This window comes from Psychromonas sp. KJ10-2 (genome assembly GCF_047323255.1).
GTDB lineage: Bacteria > Pseudomonadota > Gammaproteobacteria > Enterobacterales > Psychromonadaceae > Psychromonas.
Genome location: NZ_CP178827.1, coordinates 1,482,737 through 1,501,560, shown reverse-complemented (window position 1 = coordinate 1,501,560; position 18,824 = coordinate 1,482,737). Strand labels below are relative to the sequence as shown.

The 18,824-nt window shown below is 38.5% G+C and carries 17 protein-coding genes and 1 pseudogene; 11 read left to right on the top strand and 7 right to left on the bottom strand.

Annotated features, from left to right (window positions below; translation table 11 throughout):
- Nucleotides 1–6: 6 nt before the first annotated feature.
- From ACLKL2_RS07175 to ACLKL2_RS07155, 5 genes are all read left to right on the top strand, one after another.
- Entirely contained in the window at nt 7–759 is a 753-nt protein-coding gene (locus ACLKL2_RS07175; protein ID WP_413693880.1) for a tyrosine-protein phosphatase, read from the top strand.
- An 803-nt stretch (nt 760–1,562) separates the two neighbouring features.
- A complete protein-coding gene (locus ACLKL2_RS07170) occupies nt 1,563–2,480 on the top strand; it encodes a DMT family transporter (protein WP_413693879.1) in 918 nt (305 codons plus the stop codon).
- A 198-nt stretch (nt 2,481–2,678) separates the two neighbouring features.
- Entirely contained in the window at nt 2,679–3,614 is a 936-nt protein-coding gene (locus tag ACLKL2_RS07165; protein ID WP_413693878.1) for a YHYH protein, read from the top strand.
- Nucleotides 3,615–3,633: 19 nt separating this feature from the next.
- On the top strand, nt 3,634–4,194 hold the full coding sequence (locus ACLKL2_RS07160; RefSeq protein WP_258546859.1) for a hypothetical protein: 561 nt from the start codon (nt 3,634–3,636) through the stop codon (nt 4,192–4,194).
- A 167-nt stretch (nt 4,195–4,361) separates the two neighbouring features.
- Nucleotides 4,362–5,246 (top strand): alpha/beta hydrolase, encoded by an 885-nt coding sequence (locus ACLKL2_RS07155; RefSeq protein ID WP_413693877.1) that lies wholly within the window; start codon nt 4,362–4,364, stop codon nt 5,244–5,246.
- Nucleotides 5,247–5,341: 95 nt separating this feature from the next.
- Here ACLKL2_RS07155 and ACLKL2_RS07150 read toward each other — a convergent pair whose 3' ends face one another.
- From ACLKL2_RS07150 to dgcN, 3 genes and pseudogenes are all read right to left on the bottom strand, one after another.
- Entirely contained in the window at nt 5,342–6,202 is an 861-nt protein-coding gene (locus ACLKL2_RS07150; RefSeq protein ID WP_413693876.1) for a D-amino-acid transaminase, read from the bottom strand.
- Nucleotides 6,203–6,297: 95 nt separating this feature from the next.
- Nucleotides 6,298–7,050, bottom strand: a pseudogene (gene dgcA / locus ACLKL2_RS07145) (N-acetyl-D-Glu racemase DgcA); the annotation flags it as partial.
- Nucleotides 7,051–7,286: 236 nt separating this feature from the next.
- On the bottom strand, nt 7,287–8,291 hold the full coding sequence (gene dgcN / locus ACLKL2_RS07140; RefSeq protein ID WP_413693875.1) for an N-acetyltransferase DgcN: 1,005 nt from the start codon (nt 8,289–8,291) through the stop codon (nt 7,287–7,289).
- Between the two features lie 1,328 nt (nt 8,292–9,619).
- Here dgcN and htpG point away from each other — a divergent pair.
- The 4 genes from htpG to ACLKL2_RS07120 all read left to right on the top strand — a co-directional run bounded on the left by htpG (nt 9,620) and on the right by ACLKL2_RS07120 (nt 13,079).
- A complete protein-coding gene (gene htpG, locus ACLKL2_RS07135) occupies nt 9,620–11,524 on the top strand; it encodes a molecular chaperone HtpG (RefSeq protein ID WP_413693874.1) in 1,905 nt (634 codons plus the stop codon).
- A gap of 132 nt (nt 11,525–11,656) precedes the next feature.
- Complete coding sequence (adk, locus tag ACLKL2_RS07130; protein WP_113818641.1) at nt 11,657–12,301, top strand: adenylate kinase; 645 nt, start codon at nt 11,657–11,659, stop codon at nt 12,299–12,301.
- 228 nt (nt 12,302–12,529) lie between these two features.
- Nucleotides 12,530–12,910 carry a C40 family peptidase gene (locus ACLKL2_RS07125; protein ID WP_413693873.1) on the top strand — a complete coding sequence of 127 codons (381 nt, stop codon included), beginning with the start codon at nt 12,530–12,532 and terminating at the stop codon, nt 12,908–12,910.
- Nucleotides 12,911–12,968: 58 nt separating this feature from the next.
- Nucleotides 12,969–13,079 (top strand): NlpC/P60 family protein, encoded by a 111-nt coding sequence (locus ACLKL2_RS07120; protein WP_413693872.1) that lies wholly within the window; start codon nt 12,969–12,971, stop codon nt 13,077–13,079.
- 12 nt (nt 13,080–13,091) lie between these two features.
- On the opposite strand, the gene ACLKL2_RS07115 is transcribed toward ACLKL2_RS07120, so the two are convergent.
- The gene (locus ACLKL2_RS07115) at nt 13,092–13,712 is read right to left on the bottom strand and encodes a flavin reductase family protein (RefSeq protein ID WP_413693871.1); all 621 of its coding nucleotides are present in this window, start codon (nt 13,710–13,712) and stop codon (nt 13,092–13,094) included.
- 195 nt (nt 13,713–13,907) lie between these two features.
- Here ACLKL2_RS07115 and ACLKL2_RS07110 point away from each other — a divergent pair, with 195 nt between their 5' ends.
- Complete coding sequence (locus tag ACLKL2_RS07110; RefSeq protein WP_413693870.1) at nt 13,908–14,324, top strand: 3-phosphoshikimate 1-carboxyvinyltransferase; 417 nt, start codon at nt 13,908–13,910, stop codon at nt 14,322–14,324.
- Nucleotides 14,325–14,391: 67 nt separating this feature from the next.
- On the opposite strand, the gene ACLKL2_RS07105 is transcribed toward ACLKL2_RS07110, so the two are convergent.
- A complete protein-coding gene (locus tag ACLKL2_RS07105; RefSeq protein ID WP_413693869.1) occupies nt 14,392–15,519 on the bottom strand; it encodes a JmjC domain-containing protein in 1,128 nt (375 codons plus the stop codon).
- Between the two features lie 162 nt (nt 15,520–15,681).
- Between ACLKL2_RS07105 and ACLKL2_RS07100 the strand changes: the two genes are divergently transcribed.
- On the top strand, nt 15,682–16,611 hold the full coding sequence (locus tag ACLKL2_RS07100) for a DMT family transporter (RefSeq protein WP_413693868.1): 930 nt from the start codon (nt 15,682–15,684) through the stop codon (nt 16,609–16,611).
- 82 nt (nt 16,612–16,693) lie between these two features.
- Here ACLKL2_RS07100 and purB read toward each other — a convergent pair whose 3' ends face one another.
- Both purB and hflD read right to left on the bottom strand, forming a co-directional pair.
- A complete protein-coding gene (purB, locus tag ACLKL2_RS07095; protein ID WP_113818993.1) occupies nt 16,694–18,064 on the bottom strand; it encodes an adenylosuccinate lyase in 1,371 nt (456 codons plus the stop codon).
- A 75-nt stretch (nt 18,065–18,139) separates the two neighbouring features.
- Nucleotides 18,140–18,817: a high frequency lysogenization protein HflD gene (hflD, locus tag ACLKL2_RS07090; RefSeq protein ID WP_413693867.1), complete on the bottom strand. Its 678-nt coding sequence runs from the start codon at nt 18,815–18,817 to the stop codon at nt 18,140–18,142.
- Nucleotides 18,818–18,824 lie beyond the last annotated feature (7 nt).

The following is an 18,824-nucleotide window of genomic DNA, read 5'->3' as shown; positions in this document are numbered from 1 at the left end:
GGAATAATGATTGATTTACACAGTCATATTTTAGCGGGGATTGATGATGGGGCTCGTTCATTAACCGATTCCCTGCAACTCATTGAAGGTGCTATTGATAGCGGTGTGTGTAAAATTTTAGCGACACCGCATATTCATTTGGGGACTTTCGATAATGACTTATCAAGTATCCAACAAGCTTTCACTCAGTTAACTTCCGCTGTACAAGAAAACCCTTCAATCAATATATCCCTCGCCTATGCGGCAGAAGTACGTATATGCCCTGAAATTATGATGCTGGCTAATACTCAGCAATTACCTTTTATGGGTAAGTGGCATGGGAAGGATTTGCTATTATTGGAGTTTCCTCATAGCCATATTCCTCCAGGTAGTGAGAAATTAGTCGATTGGTTAATAGCACAAAATATACTGCCTATGATTGCACATCCTGAGCGTAATAGAGGCGTTTGGGAGTCATCAGGTTTATTGCTTCCTTTCAAAGAGCGAGATTGTTTATTTCAAGTCACGGCGGCTTCAATCATCGGTGATTTTGGTGAAAGGTCAAAGAAAATAGCATGGGATATGCTGAGGAATAATGACGCCTCGATTGTTGCTTCGGATATGCATAATTTGAAGCGTCGTCCTTCTAAAATGAAAGAAGCTTTTTTAGCTGTGAGCGATGAGTTAGGTGAAAATATCGCTAAACAATTATTTGTAACAACCCCAAATTTAATCTTTGAATCCAATCCAACTATTTGGACCAGTCAAGCTTCAAGCTAAGATACTTTGCTTTCTACTACTTTTAACTGTTTCTTTAACATCTGATTTAAGTATTTCGCTTGTCTTTTTCTAAAAGCTTATTATTATCAACCATGACTTAACCGCTGCTATTGATATAGTGGCGGATATACCAATTATATTAGTAAGTAAAATAGTTAGTTAATTGGTATGAGTCATTCGACTTCAGGGCGGGGTGTAATTCCCCACCGGTGGTATTTTCACGTTATGAATTTGTATCAGTGAAACAGCCCACGAGCGCCTAATACGATGAGTTATACCAATTGTATTAAATAACTGATCTAAATTTTGCGCCGGAAAAATGGCTTAGTTTGAGGCGTAAGTTGATGTAAATGGTTGTTCCCTATACGAAACTTACAACGAAAAAATAAGTTGTTTTAACAAGTAAAATAGAATCAGTTACTTACTATGATTGGTATTATTATTATATTAGGGTCAGCAGATTTGGTGAGAGGCCAAAGCCGACGGTTATAGTCCGGATGGAAGAAGATCGAGAATAAATAGCATACAGAAACATCAACCATTTGCCCTTTTTATACGATAACAAGGGGAAGCTAGTTCGATCTCTTGTAGAAATTATTGATCTTCATTATTTTGATGAGGAGATATTACGCTGCAGTTTTTGTAAGTTATTTATTCAATTCTTTAGTGTAAATACTATTGAATAATATCGTTACGATTAATAAAACTATTCCAGAAAGTAAATGGATTAGTTATTTGATATGGACGGTATAATGTTCTTTCCTACGCTCTGTCTTTCTCTCCTTTTTAGTTTAGGAATTGTAATGACAGGTATTACCTTTATATTTTTTGCGTGCTTATTATGGGCCGCAGATACGTTAATTCGTTATCCACTCTTATTTGGCGGCTCTAGTGCACAACAAATTGTGTTATTCGAGCATTTAATATTAGTTGCTGTATTAGCTGGCATCTTTATTTACAAACGTCGCTCATTCAACTTTATTTCTCGAAAAACCTTAATTCCTTTTATGGTGGTTGGTATTTTGGGATCTGCTTTAGGCACTTTAGCTTTTACCGAAGCATTTTATTTGTCTAACCCTACTGTTGTGATTTTGCTTCAAAAACTACAACCTTTAGTGGCTGTCACTCTAGCCTGTGTGTTGTTGAAGGAGAAAATAGATTCTCGCTTTTTCCTATGGTTAGGTCTGGCTATTTTAGGTAGCTTGTTGTTGATTTGGCCGGACCTTCAAACGTTATTAATCAGCCTGAAAGAAGGGGATTTAGAACATGGTCAACAAGCATTGTGGGGATACGGTTTGGCACTATTTGCAGTAGTTAGTTGGGGCAGTGCAACTGTGTTTGGCAAAAAGCTCAGTACACAGGGCTTAAGTAGTTTGGATATTATGGCTGGTCGTTTTAGTTTTGGCCTATTAGGCATGTTGCCATTTGCATTTATGGCTCCCACCTTGATAACAAGTATTGAGTTGACTGTATTGCAAAAAATTGCCATGTTAGCGTTATTGTCAGGTGTGTTAGGTATGCATTGTTACTACCAGGGGTTAAAGCGTATTCCTGCACATTGGGCGACCTTAGCGGAGATGTTTTTCCCGGTTGCAGCCATCTTTATCAACTGGTTATTTTTAAGTGTAGAGATGACACAAATACAATTACTCGGTGCGTTCACCTTAATAGCCGCAAGTGCTATGGTACAAAAAAGACCTGCACTAGCCACTTCATCTTAACTTCTTGTTTATTAATTTAAAGAGTATATTAAGTTAAAAAACATATTCAGTTAAAAAAACAGGGCCCTTATTTTTGAAAGGGGTCTCTGTTTTTAATCCCTTCGCTCTTCATTAAGCAACTATTTTTCAATGTGCACAGTCTTTGCACAATTAATAGTTAAGCTTCACCATATTAATAATGAGGGGGATCTAAGCAGCATGTTTGCTTATCAATTTTTAAACGTATTATTAGCCTGTATTGTCTTAATCTTATTAAGTGCATGTGGTGATAAGCATCAATCTGTTTTATCAAAGATTAAACCAGATCAATCAACTGCTGGTGTGTTATGTGATTATCAATATAACCAATACAACACGTCAAAATCAGTAGAAGCAAATAGTGTGGCTTATTGGTCATGTGATGGAAACTCACGAGATTTAGACGCAAATGGTATACCCGACCATGAAGTTGGGAGATTTCCCAATGCTAATAACGCCTATACAATTTTGCAACAATCTGTGTTCGAGAGTTATACCTTAACCCCAGTGAAAACCAATGTCACGACTACTTTTGGTCGCTCACACTCTGTTATTGGCATGCTGTTAAATGGTGTGAAAATGGCGGTTGGCTCTAGCTCTACGTGTCGAGATATTGATAATAACTGTGGTGTTAACAATAAAGCTGAACAGTGGAATATTGAAAGTATTGGTCAAGATGTATTTGATTTTGGTCTCGATCAAAACAATGCACATGTACAGGATAATGGAACTTATCATTATCACGGCATACCTGAAGGTTTTATTACCAATCGAGGCGGTAATAAAAAAACCATGACCTTAATTGGTTGGGCTGCTGACGGATTTCCTATTTATGCGCGTTATGGATATTCAAACCCCGCTGATGCCAACTCTGCAATCAAGTTGATGAAAGGCAGTTATCAATTGGTTAGTGAAATAAGTGATAGTCGACCTTCAGTTGATATTTATCCTTTGGGGACTTTTCAGCAAGATTGGGAATATGTACTAGGATTAGGTGATCTAGATGAATGTAATGGGCAAGTTGGTGTCACACCAGAGTTCCCTAAGGGTATATACCATTATTATGTAACAGATAGTTACCCTTACTTTCAACGCTGCGTGAAAGGAAAAATTTGAATGAATAAAGGTTTAAAAAATGAAAAATAAAATGAAATCAATGAAAAAAGGGCTACTGGGTATAGCTTGTGCGTTATGTTTAACAACGCCCAACACCAGCTTTGCTCACTTAATGGCTGCGCAACATGGCACATTAAGTTTCATTGGTACTAATGTTTATATTGCTTTGTCTTTACCCATGTCAGCTTTTAAAGGTGTTGATGATAATGATGATAAACATGTCACTATTCAAGAGTTTAATAATCACCGTGATTTGATCAGTGAAACCATTAAGCAGAATGTCTATTTAATGGAAGATAGCCATAAATTTGTGATTGACGGATTATTGTTAGAGCCAACAACAGGACATGAAGCAGCTAATAACTATAGACATACTGCAGGTGAAAGCATCGAGCAGGTGACCATTATGGGCCGCTATGCATTAACTTCAAACTCGGCTAAAGTTGATTTTAATATTGCGCTATTTAGTGATGATATGACATCACAGAACTATGACTTTGTGGCGACGGATAAAAATAAAAAGCTTACCCATGAATTTGAAGTGATGCCTAGTAAACCATCGATTTCAGTATTCAATTAATACAGCCTACAGAAGCCTCTTGATAGCTGAGCTGCTGTTTAGGCGGCTTCTTATTTCATCTCGTTAGTCTCAGCTACCTTAAAACAGCACTAAATCTCAACGGATAATGATCTCCTCGTGCTAAGCTACGTAATACCTTATTTAGTCGCTAACAAATGAGTGTCCCATTGAAGAAACTATTACTGCTTATTGCTTTGATCCCAGTTGCTATTCTTATCTTCTCATTCATAAAAGACAGCGCGGCTACTGAGCTTAAAATACTCAATACTGCCGTCTCATTATCATCCAACTTAAAAACAGAGAAAGATGTCGTTTTTGATCAAAGCCATGATCTAAAGCTGGATATCTATAGTAACAAAGACTGGAAAGCAGATACTAAACGCCCTGTATTGGTGTTCTTTTATGGAGGTGGTTGGAGTTGGGGTGATAAAGACTATTTTACCTTTGTTGCCGATAGTTTTGTGGATAAAGGTTACGTGGTCGTTATTCCCAATTACCGACTTTACCCTAAGGTCAAATATCCAGCGTTTATCAAAGATGGTGCAAAAGCCGTTGCTTGGGTAAATCAACATATAAACAAATTTGGTGGCGATGCCGAGCAACTGTTTATTACAGGCCATTCGGCTGGTGCTTACATTGCAGCCATGCTTGCCTTTAACGACCAATACTTAGCTGCTGAGGATCAACCAACCTCTATTATTAAAGCGGTGGCGGGTATTGCAGGACCTTATAATTTCACACCTAAAGAACAGCAATATATCGATATTTTTGGCGAAGAAAATTTCAATGATATGAGGATAGAAAATCACCTTATTGGCAATGAGCCGCCTGCGCTGCTCATTCATTCTGAAGGTGATACTACGGTAGGTCTCTTTAATCAAAAACTAATGGAAGAGGCTCTGACTGCAAACGGGGGGACTGTTGAGACGTTAGTCTACGGGCAGGACATAACACACATAAAAGTGTTAATGAAGTTACATCCGTGGTTTGCAAATGAAGTGAATGTTGGGTCTGATATCGATGCATTTTTTAAAGGTGTAAAAAACAAATAAAAAGGCAAATAGTGACTTCTATTTGCCTTTCATAATATTGATTTTTGGTATAAAAATTACTTGAGCACTTTAAGCTTGTGCATCCTTACTTGTACTTAGTTAACTGTTTTTGTTGCTAACTCAATGTAAATTTCACGTAATTTTTTCGCTACATTACCTGGTTTACCATCACCGATAGTGTGACCATCAATTTCAATCACAGGCCATACAAAAGTGGTGGCTGAACTAACAAATGCTTCTGCCGCTTGATACGCTTCTTCAGCCGTAAACAAGCGCTCTTCAATTTTGATATTTTCTTTCTCAGCAAGTTCAAGTAATGCTTTGCGCGTAATACCGTGTAAAATGTCATTACTTAATGGACGTGTTACTAACACACCGTCTTGCGTCACAATATAAGCATTATTTGAACTGCCTTCAGTGATGTAACCATCTTCAACTAACCACGCGTCATCAACTTGTTTTTCAATGGCACCTTGTTTAGCCATACATGGAGCCAATAACCCCACTGTTTTGATATCACGGCGTTTCCAACGAATATCTTCAGTAGTAATCACTTTCATGCCTTTCGTTGCTTTTGGACTATTTAATAGTTCACGCGCTTGAGTGAATAACACTAATGTTGGCTTCACATTTTCAGGGTAACCAAAGTCACGATCGCCAGCAGAACCACGGCTGATCTGTAAGTAAATACCGCCTTCGTTAAGCGCATTTTTTTTAATGAGTTCTTTCTGAATCGCTGTGATGTCTGTTAATGCCACAGGTAATTCAATTTGTAATTCATTACATGAACGTTGTAAGCGAATCATGTGGCCATCGTTGTCGACTAATTTACCATTAATCACTGCTGTTACTTCATAAACAGCGTCACCAAAAAGAAAACCACGATCGAAAATAGAAACCTTAGCTTCATCTTCTTGTAAATATTGACCATCTAGGTAGACAATACGTCCCATCATTTAATCCTCGTAATATAGCGGTAATCTAATTCTCGCTATTTATAAAATAGATAACCTAAATTCATTAACCTAAAATTTGGGTTCTTGTTAATGAATTAACCCCAAAGCGCTGCTTGGTAAACATTCATTAGACTTTCATCAAATTGGATGCCTGATTGACGATCTTCAGCCAGTAATAATGGCCCATCAAGATCTACAATTTGAACGTTTTGTGCGACGATAAAAGCAGGTGCCATTGCAAGCGATGTTGCAACCATACAGCCAACCATAATCTGTAATCCTGCTTTCTCTGCTTCTTCTTTTAATGCGATGGCTTCTGTTAAGCCACCGGTTTTATCCAGCTTAATATTGATCATGTCGTAGCGACCAATAATATTTTTTAAACTACTGCTGTCATGGCAAGACTCATCGGCACAAAGTGTGATTGGTCGAGGTAAATGGGCTAGAGCCCCATCATCACTTGCCGGAAAAGGCTGTTCAATCATTTCAACGTTTAATTTTACGAGCTCTGGCACCATCTCTAAATATTGTGCTTCATTCCAACCTTCATTTGCATCTACGATAATACGTGCATTAGGCGAACCTTCACGAACAGCTGCAACACGTTCCACATCACCTTCACCTGCAAGTTTTAACTTGAGCAATGGTCTGTGTGCATTTTTTATTGCCGCTGCTTTCATTCGTTCTGGTGTGTCTAAAGATAATGTGAAAGCAGTAATGACTGATTCAGGCTGTGCAACTTCAAGCTGTTGCCAAATACGTTGGCCTGATTGTTTGCAAGTTAAATCCCAGTAGGCGCAATCTAATGCGTTGCGTGCAGCGCCTGAGGGTAATAAGGATTGCATTTCTTGTCGGGTTAACCTCGGCTACTATCTTGTCTTCTAAAGCCCCCAGTTCAGCGATCACTGACTCGATTGATTCATCATAGCGAGCATAGGGAACGCATTCTCCACGACCAGTATGTTCACCTTGTTGCAGTTCAACTACAACAACATTGGCATGAGTTCTACTACCTCGAGAGATAGTAAAAGATCCTTCAATAAGCCAGCTTTCGTCTAGTAGGTTAACCTTCATTATTCAGCCCTTAAATTTTTGCTAATGCTTCAACAATACGACTAACACCTTCACGGAATGGGTCAACAGCAGGTAGATTAAATTCTGCTTCAACTTTCGTTAGGTATGCTTTAGCTTCATCTTCAGAAAGCTGTGACGTATTCACTGAAATACCAACAAATTTAACCGCCGGGTTAGTAATGCGGGCCATTGTTAGGTTAAGTTCCATACATGTTTTTAAATCAGGAAGTGGGTAAGTTGGCAGACCACGCATATGTTCACGTGTTGGTTCGTGACATAAAACTAGTGCATCGGCTTGTGAACCGTGAATAAGACCTGCGGTAACTCCTGAGAATGAAGCATGGAATAATGAACCTTGGCCTTCAATAACATCCCAATGATCGGTATCGTTTGCTGGTGCAATTGTTTCAACAGCGCCGGCGATAAAGTCAGCCACAACGGCATCAATACTCACACCTGAACCACTAATCAAAATACCTGTTTGGCCCGTTGCACGGAAACTTGTTTTCATATCTTGTGCTAACATTTCTTTTTCAAGTGCTAATGCGGTGTACATTTTGCCCACTGAGCAGTCTGTACCCACTTGTAATACACGTTTACCAGAGCGCTTTAAGCCACTTGCAACAGGAAATGTTTGGGTTGGGAAACGAACATCAAATAAGTTACGACCTAAGCTATCAGCTAATTCTTTAAGTTCTTTAATATCAGTTAACTTGTTATGTAAGCCCGATGCTAAATCCATCCCAGCTTCAAGCGCTGTTTTTAAGACTGTTAACCAGTTATCTGAAATAATGCCACCACGGTTAGCAACACCAATCACTAATGTTTTAACACCCGCAGCTTTTGCTTGTGCAATATCCATGTCTGTTAAACCACAGTCTGCTTGACAATCTTCCATACGGAATTGACCAGCACAGTATTCTGGATGCCATTGTTTGATGCCTTGTGCAACTTTAGCTGCTAGAGGATCTTGTGCATCGCCTAAAAATAATAGGTAAGGTTTTTTAATTTCCATATTGATATTCCCATTGGTAGTAGAGTGTATTTTATTATTGCCTAACGGCTCAGTTGCACTGTTTTAATCATGCTGAGATTCAAATAGTAATGCATCAAAATAATTAGGCTAACTAGACTGATAGAGCAGGTTATATGCCAACACACAGAATTTTAATTAGTTTATCTAAAGCGCTTCTCATCTTAGTAAATGTTATTTTGCTATCAACTACTCTAGCAGTTTTGCTTTAGTCTATAATGCTTATTTATGGTTAAATTGCAGTTTATTATTCTGTTGTTGTTTGTTTTGAATATGATGGAAAGTTTTTTGTTTTGTTGTATTTTTTCTCTGTTTTTTGCTAAAAATAAATAAACAGTTAAAAGCGTCAATTTGGCTTTTAAATTAATTATCATTTTTAATTTTAAATTTAAAAAACCTTTATATTTTCACCTTTGTGGCGTGTTTTTTATTTAGATTGTTCACTTTTGGTGCAGCTTGATTAACGTTCCTTATTAAAGTATTTAAAATAATGAATAAATTACTCGTCAAATAACTAAGCGTTATTTAATGTTTTATCTAGTTTTTTGTTGGTTATATTGTGCTGAAAAATAAGTGCTAAGTAATTTATTCCTCTGTTTCGGCAGGTTGTAGGTTTTCCAGTATTGGTTCCGTGTCGAGCTTATTGCTTTGAATGTTATTCACTTTGATTTTGAATGGCCTGATATCACAAAAGAAGAATGGTGTGATGCTAATTTCGGATATAATTGCGATCTTCGCGCGTTAAATCAAATTTTTACAGCTGGTGTATTACCTGCTTAATATTTATTAATAGACAAGTTTCCTTTATGCGATAACTCGCCAACGAATCCAAACAATGCTGTACCTTTAACGTTAGCTTTCTTAACTCACTTACAGCAAACAGGACGTTTGCTGTAAGTTCATCCGACACATGGACGTGCCGTATGAACTGATGCGTTTAGAAAGCCCTTTATTGGTTGGATTAAGAAAGCGATTCGGAGTCAGTCTTTTTGCTTACTTTTTCTTCTGATAAGAAAAAGTAGAGTCGCCGACAGGGCGAAATCCAAAGCCAAAAGTCTCAACGTGATCCGACGAGCGCAGACTAGCCGTACCGTACAATTATTAACAAACTACGCATCCTCACGAAGATTATGGAGACGAGTAATTCAATTACCCAACCCAACAAAAATCACCTCAAGTTTGATCCAACTTTCCCTTACCTCAACAACAACTCCAAAAAAAATTAAATTTCCTCTTGAAATCCAATTAACTGTCTCCATCTATTAATTAACTTATTAGTAGTAACCCTTAATTAAGAGAGAAATAGAAATATGGAACAGCAACAAAACCATGCTTTCAGTGCTGACACTGGTAAACTTCTTAAATTAATGATTCACTCTTTATACTCAAATAAAGAGATTTTCCTACGTGAACTTGTTTCAAACGCTGCAGATGCTGCAGATAAATTACGCTTTAAAGCACTATCTGACGGTAGCCTATTTGAAAACGATGCGGACCTACGTGTACGTTTAAGCTTTGATGAAGAAGCAAAAACGATCACTATCAGTGATAACGGTATTGGTATGACTCGTGACGAAGTGATCGAGCATTTAGGTACGATTGCTAAATCAGGTACTAGCGATTTCTTCGAAAAACTATCAGGCGACCAAGTAAAAGATTCACAGTTAATTGGGCAATTTGGTGTTGGTTTCTACTCTGCATTTATCGTTGCCGATAAAGTAACGGTTAACACACGTAAAGCGGGTGATGATGCATCTCAAGGTACAACTTGGGAATCAACAGGTGAAGCTGATTACACCGTTGCTAACATTGAAAAAGCTGATCGTGGTACTGAAATCATCTTACACCTTCGTGATGACGAAACTGAATTCCTCAACGACTACAAACTACGTAGCGTTGTATCTAAATACTCTGACCATATAAGCATTCCTGTACAAATGTTTAAAGACGCTGCGCCTGAGTCTGAAGGCCCTGATGGCGAGAAAGTACCAGCCGTTGAAGCAGCTTGGGAATCAATCAACAAAGCAACAGCTCTATGGAACTGTGCTAAAAGTGATTTAAAAGACGAAGAATACAAAGAGTTCTACAAGCACATCGCCAATGACTTTGAAGATCCACTAACTTGGTCTCATAACAAAGTAGAAGGTGAGCAAGAGTACACTAGCTTATTATACATTCCTAAACGTGCACCGTATGACCTATGGAACCGTGAAAAAGCACATGGCCTAAAACTATACGTTCAACGTGTATTTATTATGGACGATGCTGAGCAGTTCATGCCAACTTACCTACGTTTTGTAAAAGGTGTGTTAGATTCAAATGACCTACCACTAAACGTATCACGTGAAATCCTACAAGATACACGTGTAACAACTAAGCTACGTAGTGCTTGTACCAAGCGTGCATTAACTATGTTAACTAAGTTTGCTAAGAAAAATGAAACAGAATACAACGCATTCTGGAAAGAGTTTGGCCAAGTATTAAAAGAAGGTCCAGCTGAAGATCCAAGTAACAAAGAGCAAATTGCTAAACTGTTCCGCTTTGCTTCAACTGAAACAGATACAGCTGATCAAACTACCTCACTAGATGCTTACATCTCTCGCATGAACGAAGAGCAAGATAAGATCTACTACATCACTGCAGATAGCTTTAATGCGGCTAAAAACAGCCCACACTTAGAGATCTTACGTAAGAAAGGTATCGAAGTATTATTACTATCAGATCGCGTTGATGAGTGGTTATTAAGCCATTTACCAGAGTATGACGGTAAAGCGTTTATCAGCGTGACACAAGGTGATTTAGATTTAGGTAAATTAGACACTGAAGAAGAGAAGAAAGAGCAAGAGAAACAAGAGACTGAATTTGCTAGCTTCATCGAACGTACTAAGAAAGTACTAGGCGATAAAGTTAAAGATGTACGTTTAACACAACGTCTAACGTCAACGCCTTCATGTATTGTTGCTGATAGCGATGACATGAGCACGCAAATGGCTAAACTAATGGCACAAATGGGTCAACCAGTACCAGATAGCAAGCCAATTTTTGAGCTTAACCCAGAGCACGAAATGATCACTAAATTAGCAGATATGGCTGATGAAGAGTTATTTGCAGAATGGGCTGAGCTATTGTTAGCACAAGCAATCCTATCTGAAAAAGGTAGCTTAGATGACCCATCTGAATTTGTTGCTCGTATTAACAAGTTATTAATCGCTTAATGAAGCGCTTAATCAACACATAAATGTGTTAAAGGCCTGCTTATGCAGGCCTTTTTTGTTGATAATCTTGTGAATTTACTCTCAACGGTGTAAATTTCGCAGTAGAATTTATTAATTATATAGGAAGCTAGAATGCGTATTATCTTATTAGGTGCTCCAGGTGCCGGTAAAGGGACACAAGCTCAATTCATGATGGATAAATATGGTATCCCACAAATCTCAACGGGTGACATGTTACGTGCCGCTGCTAAAGCAGGTACAGAGCTTGGATTAAAAGCAAAAGAATTAATGGATGCAGGCCAATTAGTCTCTGATGACTTAATTATTGGTTTGGTTAAAGAACGTATTGCACAAGATGATTGTGCTAAAGGTTTCTTACTAGATGGTTTCCCACGTACTATCCCACAAGCTGATGCAATGAAAGCTGCTGGCGTGATTGTTGATTTTGTATTGGAATTTGATGTGCCAGACGAAGAGATCGTTAAACGTATGGCGGGTCGTCGTGTTCACTCTGGATCTGGTCGTACTTACCACATCGTTTACAACCCACCAAAAGTGGAAGGTAAAGATGACGTAACAGGTGAAGACCTATCTATCCGTCCTGATGATGAAGAAGCGACAGTACGTAAACGTTTAGATATCTACCACACACAAACAGCACCTTTAATCGCTTACTACAAAAATGAAGCGGCTCAAGGTAACGGCGCTCATCATAAATTTGATGGTACACAAGCTGTTGATGTTATCAGTAAAGAGCTAGCGACTATTTTAGGCTAAACTGTATAACATAGATCATGAATATTAGGGGCGTCAGCCCCTTTTTTATAAGCTATACCAATTGTATTAAATAACTGATCTAAATTTTGCGCCGGAAAAATGGCTTAGTTTGAGGCGTAAGTTGATGTAAATGGTTGTTCCCTATACGAAACTTACAACGAAAAAATAAGTTGTTTTAACAAGTAAAATGGATCAGTTACTTACTATGATTGGTATTAAGGAGAGCAAATGCAGTTGAGGCTATGGAAAAGTTATTCACGCCACTTTAGTTTATTATCCTTGCTCTATTTTATTGCAGCTTGTAGCTCTTCTCCTGAAAAACCAACATCACAACAAACCGTGTCAGCGCAACCGGCAAGTATTCAACTCTCTGCGCAAACTTCAGCTAAACAACCTAATATGCAACCCGACGATTTACTGTATGCGATTCTGCGCAGTGAGTACACTTATTGGGTGGGGAGTCCTTATCGATTAGGCGGTAACACCTTACGCGGCATTGATTGCTCTAGTTTAGTGCAGCAAGTGTTTAAGAATAGCTTTAATATTCCTTTGCCTCGTACCACGGAATACCAAGCTAAAAAGGTTATTCAATTAAGAGAAGTCAATTAAAAGTCGGTGATTTAGTCTTTTTAAAACCAGTCGAACTTCTCGTCATGTTGGTATCTATATGGGAAACAATGAGTTCTTTCATGTTTCAACCAGCAAGGGCACAAAAATATCTTCACTTTCTAATCCTTACTGGCGTAAACACTATTGGCAGTCTCGCCGAATTATCTAACAGAACCGCTAGTTAATCTGGTCTATTCAATTTAAATGGTGCTGTGATAGACGCATATTCACCACCGCCTAAACGAGCGAGTGGATTGATTTTTTCTGCTGAAATATCAATACGGTCAGTCTGTTCTTTGTTAATCACACTATCACTAACATAAAGGTGTTTAACCTCTACAAATATTAACGTTTGTGGTGCATCCCCAATCTCTTTAATTTCATATAATTCACAGGCATAAGCAATATCACATTGATTGAGACGCGGTAATGAAAAGTCTGCAAAGTCAGTGGTGGTTAAAGAAGTGTTATTTAGCTCAGATTCACCATGCGCTAAGGTGGCGGCCGTTTGAGTTACCAATTCAGCTTGTTGGTCGGAAGCTATATGAATCACCATCTTTTTATTTTTTAACACATTAACCAGAGTGTCTTTAGGGTCACCATTAAGCTTTTTACCTACAGAAAGCATCAATAAAGCTGGGGCACTTGATACCGCGGTAAAATATGAAAATGGCGCTAAATTAAAGCTGCTCGGTGAGCCATCTGATTCGGTGAGTACCCAAGCGATAGGGCGTGGTATCACGGTTTGAGTCATTAAATGGTAACGTTCTGATGCGCTGTGTTCTGAAAAGTTAAGTTGCATGTCATTCCCTGATTGAACAAGTTTAATTGGCAATATGCTTGGTATTGCCTAGAGAAAATATAGCTTACAGTAAAATAGTCAGTTATTTAAAACTGCAAAATAGCAGCCTTTATTAGTGTGATTGCTATAAAGTGTTAATATTACGCTATATTTAGTGACTGTAATTTACATTTAGCATATTAATAGGGTGTGGCGTTGGCTAATTTAAAAAAGAATATTAAAGATGAGCAAACTATTGTTAATTTATTAAGCAAAATGCCTAAGTCGGTTGCTGATAGTTTTAATGAAGAGCAGTTGACTCACTTATTTACTATTTTAAGCTCTCGTAGTTGGGCTAAACATAGCATTGATTTACGCGGCACTTTTAAAATTCCACTTTATCAACGACGTTTTTATTATGTATTTTTGGCAGGTAAAAACTTTCGGAAATTATCAAGACAAGAGCAGAATTTATCACTGATCAGTAAAGCGATTATGTTAACGATACTGATGATATTTTGCACTTTAGTCGGATTGTTAGTTGTTTATTTAATAAAGTCAGCCTTAGGTATTAACCTTATTCCTAACTTTTCATTTGGTATTTGGGGATGGTTCAAAGGACTGTGGGTTTAGCGCTTATTAAAGACTGTTTCTAAACATCGCTAATCGATAGCAAGCGATGTTTAGTTAACTTTACTGCTTATTCGGCATACCAGTAACCTAGGTTCACTAACTTAGTAAACAAAGTGAGTGCCGCTTCTTCATCTTTAAAGATAGTCAGTAATTCGCTGGCTGCTTCATCTTGGTCACATAAGCAATGTGCTAGTTCTGTAAATCCAGAAAAGTCATACTCTTCACCATTGATAAACACTAACTTGGGTGTTTGCTCAAAATAAACTGCACGTAATCCGCCTAAACGAGTGAATTGCGCACCGTCTTCTAAAAACTCAAGGATCTCTTTGTTTTCTAGTGGGTACTCAGGTGCAGCGACATCTAAGTCATGTTTTGCTTCACTGATCATACGTCCAAACCAAGGAATAAGGTGCTCTGGTGTTTTACAGTTAGCGAGCATCACTTGATGTAACTTGTTTAATTCAGTGTCTTCGATACAACCTGGTTTCTCACGCACTTGCATTGGAATATCAGTGTAACGTAATGCATTGTCATGGTTATCGATATTGTAATCGGTAAAGCTACTCAGTAGGTCGTTTTGATCCGGCGCTCGGAAGCCAACGCTGTAGTTTAAAGAGGGTTCAATAGCATAGCCTTCATGCGGGCAACCACTTGGAATATATAGAATATCACCTGGTTCCATCTCTACATCAATGGCCGCGTTAAATTCACCACAGTGCTTTAGTGCACCATGTGCGGCAAATTCCGGTAATGTTTGACGTGCACCCACACGCCAGTGACGCTTACCTTCACCTTGAATGATAAACACGTCGTAGTTATCAATATGAGGACCAACGCCACCTTTAGGAGTAGAGTAACTGATCATTAGGTCATCTATACGCCAGTTAGGTAGAAAGCGGAAAGGGCGGACTAGTTGTTGTGCATCAGGGTGCCAATGGTCAACGGCTTGAACTAGTAAAGTCGCGCCATCTTTTTCTAGGCGTTCAAAGCTTTTAAATGGACCACATTCAGCGTGCCATTGGTCATCTTCTTGATAAACTAAGCGACTTTCTAGGTCTTCTTCCATCGCTAAGCCAGCTAGTTCATCAGGAGCAATTGGATCTTGAAAGTCGATAAAACCTTGTTTGAGTAAAGCGGGTTTCTTTTGCCAGTAAGTATCTAAAAACTGGTTAATTTCAAAATTAAGTTCAAACATGTTGTCGCGCCTTTCAATGTAAAATAATTCGGAGTGTAACAGGTCGTTTATAAGCAGGGTAGCGATACCGCTGCGCTGTTAGATATTCAGCATTAAAAGACTATTTTTGTGTTAATGTTGATAAAATTTAGCCTCGTATTGGTTCATTTTCAAGGAAGCATAATGGAAAGATCGCTTAAGTTTAATAAAGCCACTGGTTTGCTCGCTGGTTTAGTTGTGGTGATGATCTGGTCTGGTTGGATCATTATTTCTAAATGGGGGTTATCACACTCTTTAACTGTGTGGGATGTCACTGGTGTACGATTTTTAACAGCGGCGGCAATTGTTATTCTATATGCATTGTTTAGCAAAGCTTCACTTAAGTCTATTTTCACCTTACCTATTATTATTTGTAGCCTATGTTGTGGTGCTTTATATGTTTGCGCGAGTTTGATTGGTTTATTAATTTCAGATGCCGCGAATACTGGAGTGATTATTAATGGCACTATGCCGATAATGTGCGCATTGATTTTGTACCTATGGGAAAAGCAGCGTTTAGGACGTACTCAATACTTGGGAATTGCTCTGATATTAGTTGCTAACAGTTTGCTTTTTACGAGCAGTGGTGGGGCAAGTTTAAGTGCTTTGTTATGGTTGTTATTAGCGGCTTTCTTTATCGCTTTTTATTCTGTTTCAATGAAGATATGGCAGATCCACATTAAGACGATTATGCTTGCTGTGCCTATTATTAATGCGTTATTTTTTACGCCAATTTGGTTTTTTCTACCTAGTCACCTAAGTATTGCACCAATTTCTGAAATTGTTTTGCAAGGTGTATATCAAGGCATAATTGTTAGTGTGTTAGCGTTATTTTGTATGAGTTACTGCATCAGTAAGTTAGGTGCAGTGTCAGCATCAGCAATTATGGCGTTAGTGCCTGTAGTCTCGGTATTGTTAGCGATATGGATTTTAGACCAAACTTTAACTTTCCAGATGGCCGTTGCCATTGTTGTCTGCTCTGTGGGATTAGCTTGTTATAGTAGTTTACAACCATTTTTAGATTGGTTGTTTAGCGTTAAGAAAAATGATGCTAACGTAGTTGTAGAGAAATAATACCGATGACATTAAGTGTGTTTAATACAATAAAGAAGGCAACCCGAAGGTTGCCTCTTATTAATTAAACTTAATGAGCGTATTAAGCCATTTTCTCTACAAGTTCAACAGCTTGACCAATGTAAGAAGCTGGTGTCATTGCTTTTAGTTCAACTTTAACTGCTTCAGGTAGCTCTAGTGTATCGATAAACTCGCTCATGCCAGGGCCATCTACACGTTTACCACGTGTTAGCTCTTTTAGTTTCTCGTATGGTTTTTCGATTGCGTAGCGACGCATTACCGTTTGGATTGGCTCAGCTAATACTTCCCAGTTTGCATCTAGGTCTTTTAACATGTTTTCTTCATTTGCTTCAAGCTTGCTGATACCTTTTAGGCTTGCTTCATATGCGATCACAGAGTAACCGATAGCAACACCTAGGTTACGTAATACCGTAGAATCCGTAAGGTCACGCTGCCAGCGAGAAACAGGTAGTTTTGCTGCTAGGTGATCGAAGATAGCGTTCGCTAAACCTAAGTTACCTTCAGAGTTTTCGAAGTCAATTGGGTTAACTTTATGTGGCATTGTTGAAGAGCCAATTTCACCAGCAATGGTTTTTTGCTTAAAGTGACCTAGGCAGATGTAACCCCAAACGTCACGGTCAAAGTCTAAAAGGATGGTATTGAAACGTGCAATTGCATCAAATAGCTCTGCAATGTAGTCATGTGGTTCAATTTGCGTTGTGAACGGGTTAAATGTAACACCTAAGCTAGTTACAAATTCTTCCGCAAAACCCTGCCAGTTAACTTCTGGGTAGGCACTTAGGTGAGCATTGTAGTTACCTACAGCACCGTTAGTTTTACCTAGTTGCTCAGTCGCTTCGATTTGCTTAACTTGACGTTGTAGACGTGCTACCACGTTTGCCATCTCTTTACCTAGTGTAGTAGGCGAAGCTGGCTGACCATGTGTACGAGACATCATAGGCATTGCTTTGTATTCAATCGCTTTCTCTTTAATCGCATCAACAACACGATTACAGTAAGGTAAAATCACGTCGTTTTTAGCCGTTGATAACATTAGCGCGTGAGATAAGTTATTAATATCTTCTGAAGTACAAGCAAAGTGAATAAATTCAGATACTGCATCAAGCTCTGCAACGTCAGCTACTTTCTCTTTTAAGAAGTATTCAACCGCTTTAACATCATGGTTAGTTGTTGCTTCAATATCTTTAACACGTTGTGCATCAGCTTCACCGAAGTTAGCTACGATAGCATCAAGGTGTGCATTTGCTTCAGCTGAGAAAGCAGGAACTTCTGCGATACCGTCTGTTTGAGCTAGTTTTTGTAACCAACGTACTTCTACTTGTACGCGGAATTTGATTAGACCAAACTCACTAAAAATATCGCGCAAAATTGCAGTTTTGCTACCGTAACGGCCGTCAACTGGTGATACAGCTGTTAGTCCTGAAAGTTCCATTTGTTGCTCCTAATGATGTGTAGGTTGTTTAAATAGTTTCTTTATTCCCTTACTTGGGAAAGAGTGATACGAATATTATGTTCTTAGTAAATTTTGTTTGGTTTGTTGCACTATCGCTTTGCGAGATAACAATAATTGACGACGTTTACCACCAATTTGACGCCATAGTACAACAGCTCGCACACCGGCTAATAATAATGCGCGAATTTTATGTTGTGTTTGTGACTGTTGCAAGTAAGTAGGGTTGCCATTCACTTGAATTTTGGGGCCTAAGTTACTAATTAGATCTTTATAGATAGAATCTAGGTTACTTAATACACTGCTATCATCGATGTCAAAGTGCGCTAATTGACGATTCACTTGATTAATACGCTCACCGAGTAGATTTAATGTACCTGAGTTGGCAGATAATTTACGCTCCAAGGCCATTAAACCTGCAACGTATTTAGTGACTTGCATATTACGTGCACCATCAACATTATCTAGTTGTGCAATAACTGTTTTGTAACCCAATTTAAGTGACTCATGCCCGCCTAAGATATCTAAAGGCGCTGCACTATCGGTACGCACGATTGAACGTAAAGAGGCATTAAAGGCAACTGCATCGGGACAGATACCCTTAGTCGCAATTTTATCGACTAAGTAAGCGGCTTGGCACATTGCAGCAAAGGCAATGCTACGAGATTCTAAGGTATGGAATGACATGATCAGTTCACTTCTTTTTATAAATGAATGTTGAGGTAGATGAGTCATCTACCTC

Excerpts from the sequence above, each read along its gene's own strand:
- ACLKL2_RS07175 (WP_413693880.1), top strand. The coding sequence starts at position 7 with ATGATTGATTTACACAGTCATATTTTAGCGGGGATTGATGATGGGGCT.
- ACLKL2_RS07170 (WP_413693879.1), top strand. The coding sequence starts at position 1,563 with ATGACAGGTATTACCTTTATATTTTTTGCGTGCTTATTATGGGCCGCA.
- ACLKL2_RS07165 (WP_413693878.1), top strand. The coding sequence starts at position 2,679 with ATGTTTGCTTATCAATTTTTAAACGTATTATTAGCCTGTATTGTCTTA.
- ACLKL2_RS07160 (WP_258546859.1), top strand. The coding sequence starts at position 3,634 with ATGAAAAATAAAATGAAATCAATGAAAAAAGGGCTACTGGGTATAGCT.
- ACLKL2_RS07150 (WP_413693876.1), bottom strand. The coding sequence starts at position 6,202 with ATGATGGGACGTATTGTCTACCTAGATGGTCAATATTTACAAGAAGAT.
- dgcN (WP_413693875.1), bottom strand. The coding sequence starts at position 8,291 with ATGGAAATTAAAAAACCTTACCTATTATTTTTAGGCGATGCACAAGAT.
- htpG (WP_413693874.1), top strand. The coding sequence starts at position 9,620 with ATGGAACAGCAACAAAACCATGCTTTCAGTGCTGACACTGGTAAACTT.
- adk (WP_113818641.1), top strand. The coding sequence starts at position 11,657 with ATGCGTATTATCTTATTAGGTGCTCCAGGTGCCGGTAAAGGGACACAA.
- ACLKL2_RS07125 (WP_413693873.1), top strand. The coding sequence starts at position 12,530 with ATGCAGTTGAGGCTATGGAAAAGTTATTCACGCCACTTTAGTTTATTA.
- ACLKL2_RS07120 (WP_413693872.1), top strand. The coding sequence starts at position 12,969 with ATGGGAAACAATGAGTTCTTTCATGTTTCAACCAGCAAGGGCACAAAA.
- ACLKL2_RS07115 (WP_413693871.1), bottom strand. The coding sequence starts at position 13,712 with ATGCAACTTAACTTTTCAGAACACAGCGCATCAGAACGTTACCATTTA.
- ACLKL2_RS07105 (WP_413693869.1), bottom strand. The coding sequence starts at position 15,519 with ATGTTTGAACTTAATTTTGAAATTAACCAGTTTTTAGATACTTACTGG.
- ACLKL2_RS07100 (WP_413693868.1), top strand. The coding sequence starts at position 15,682 with ATGGAAAGATCGCTTAAGTTTAATAAAGCCACTGGTTTGCTCGCTGGT.
- purB (WP_113818993.1), bottom strand. The coding sequence starts at position 18,064 with ATGGAACTTTCAGGACTAACAGCTGTATCACCAGTTGACGGCCGTTAC.
- hflD (WP_413693867.1), bottom strand. The coding sequence starts at position 18,817 with ATGACTCATCTACCTCAACATTCATTTATAAAAAGAAGTGAACTGATC.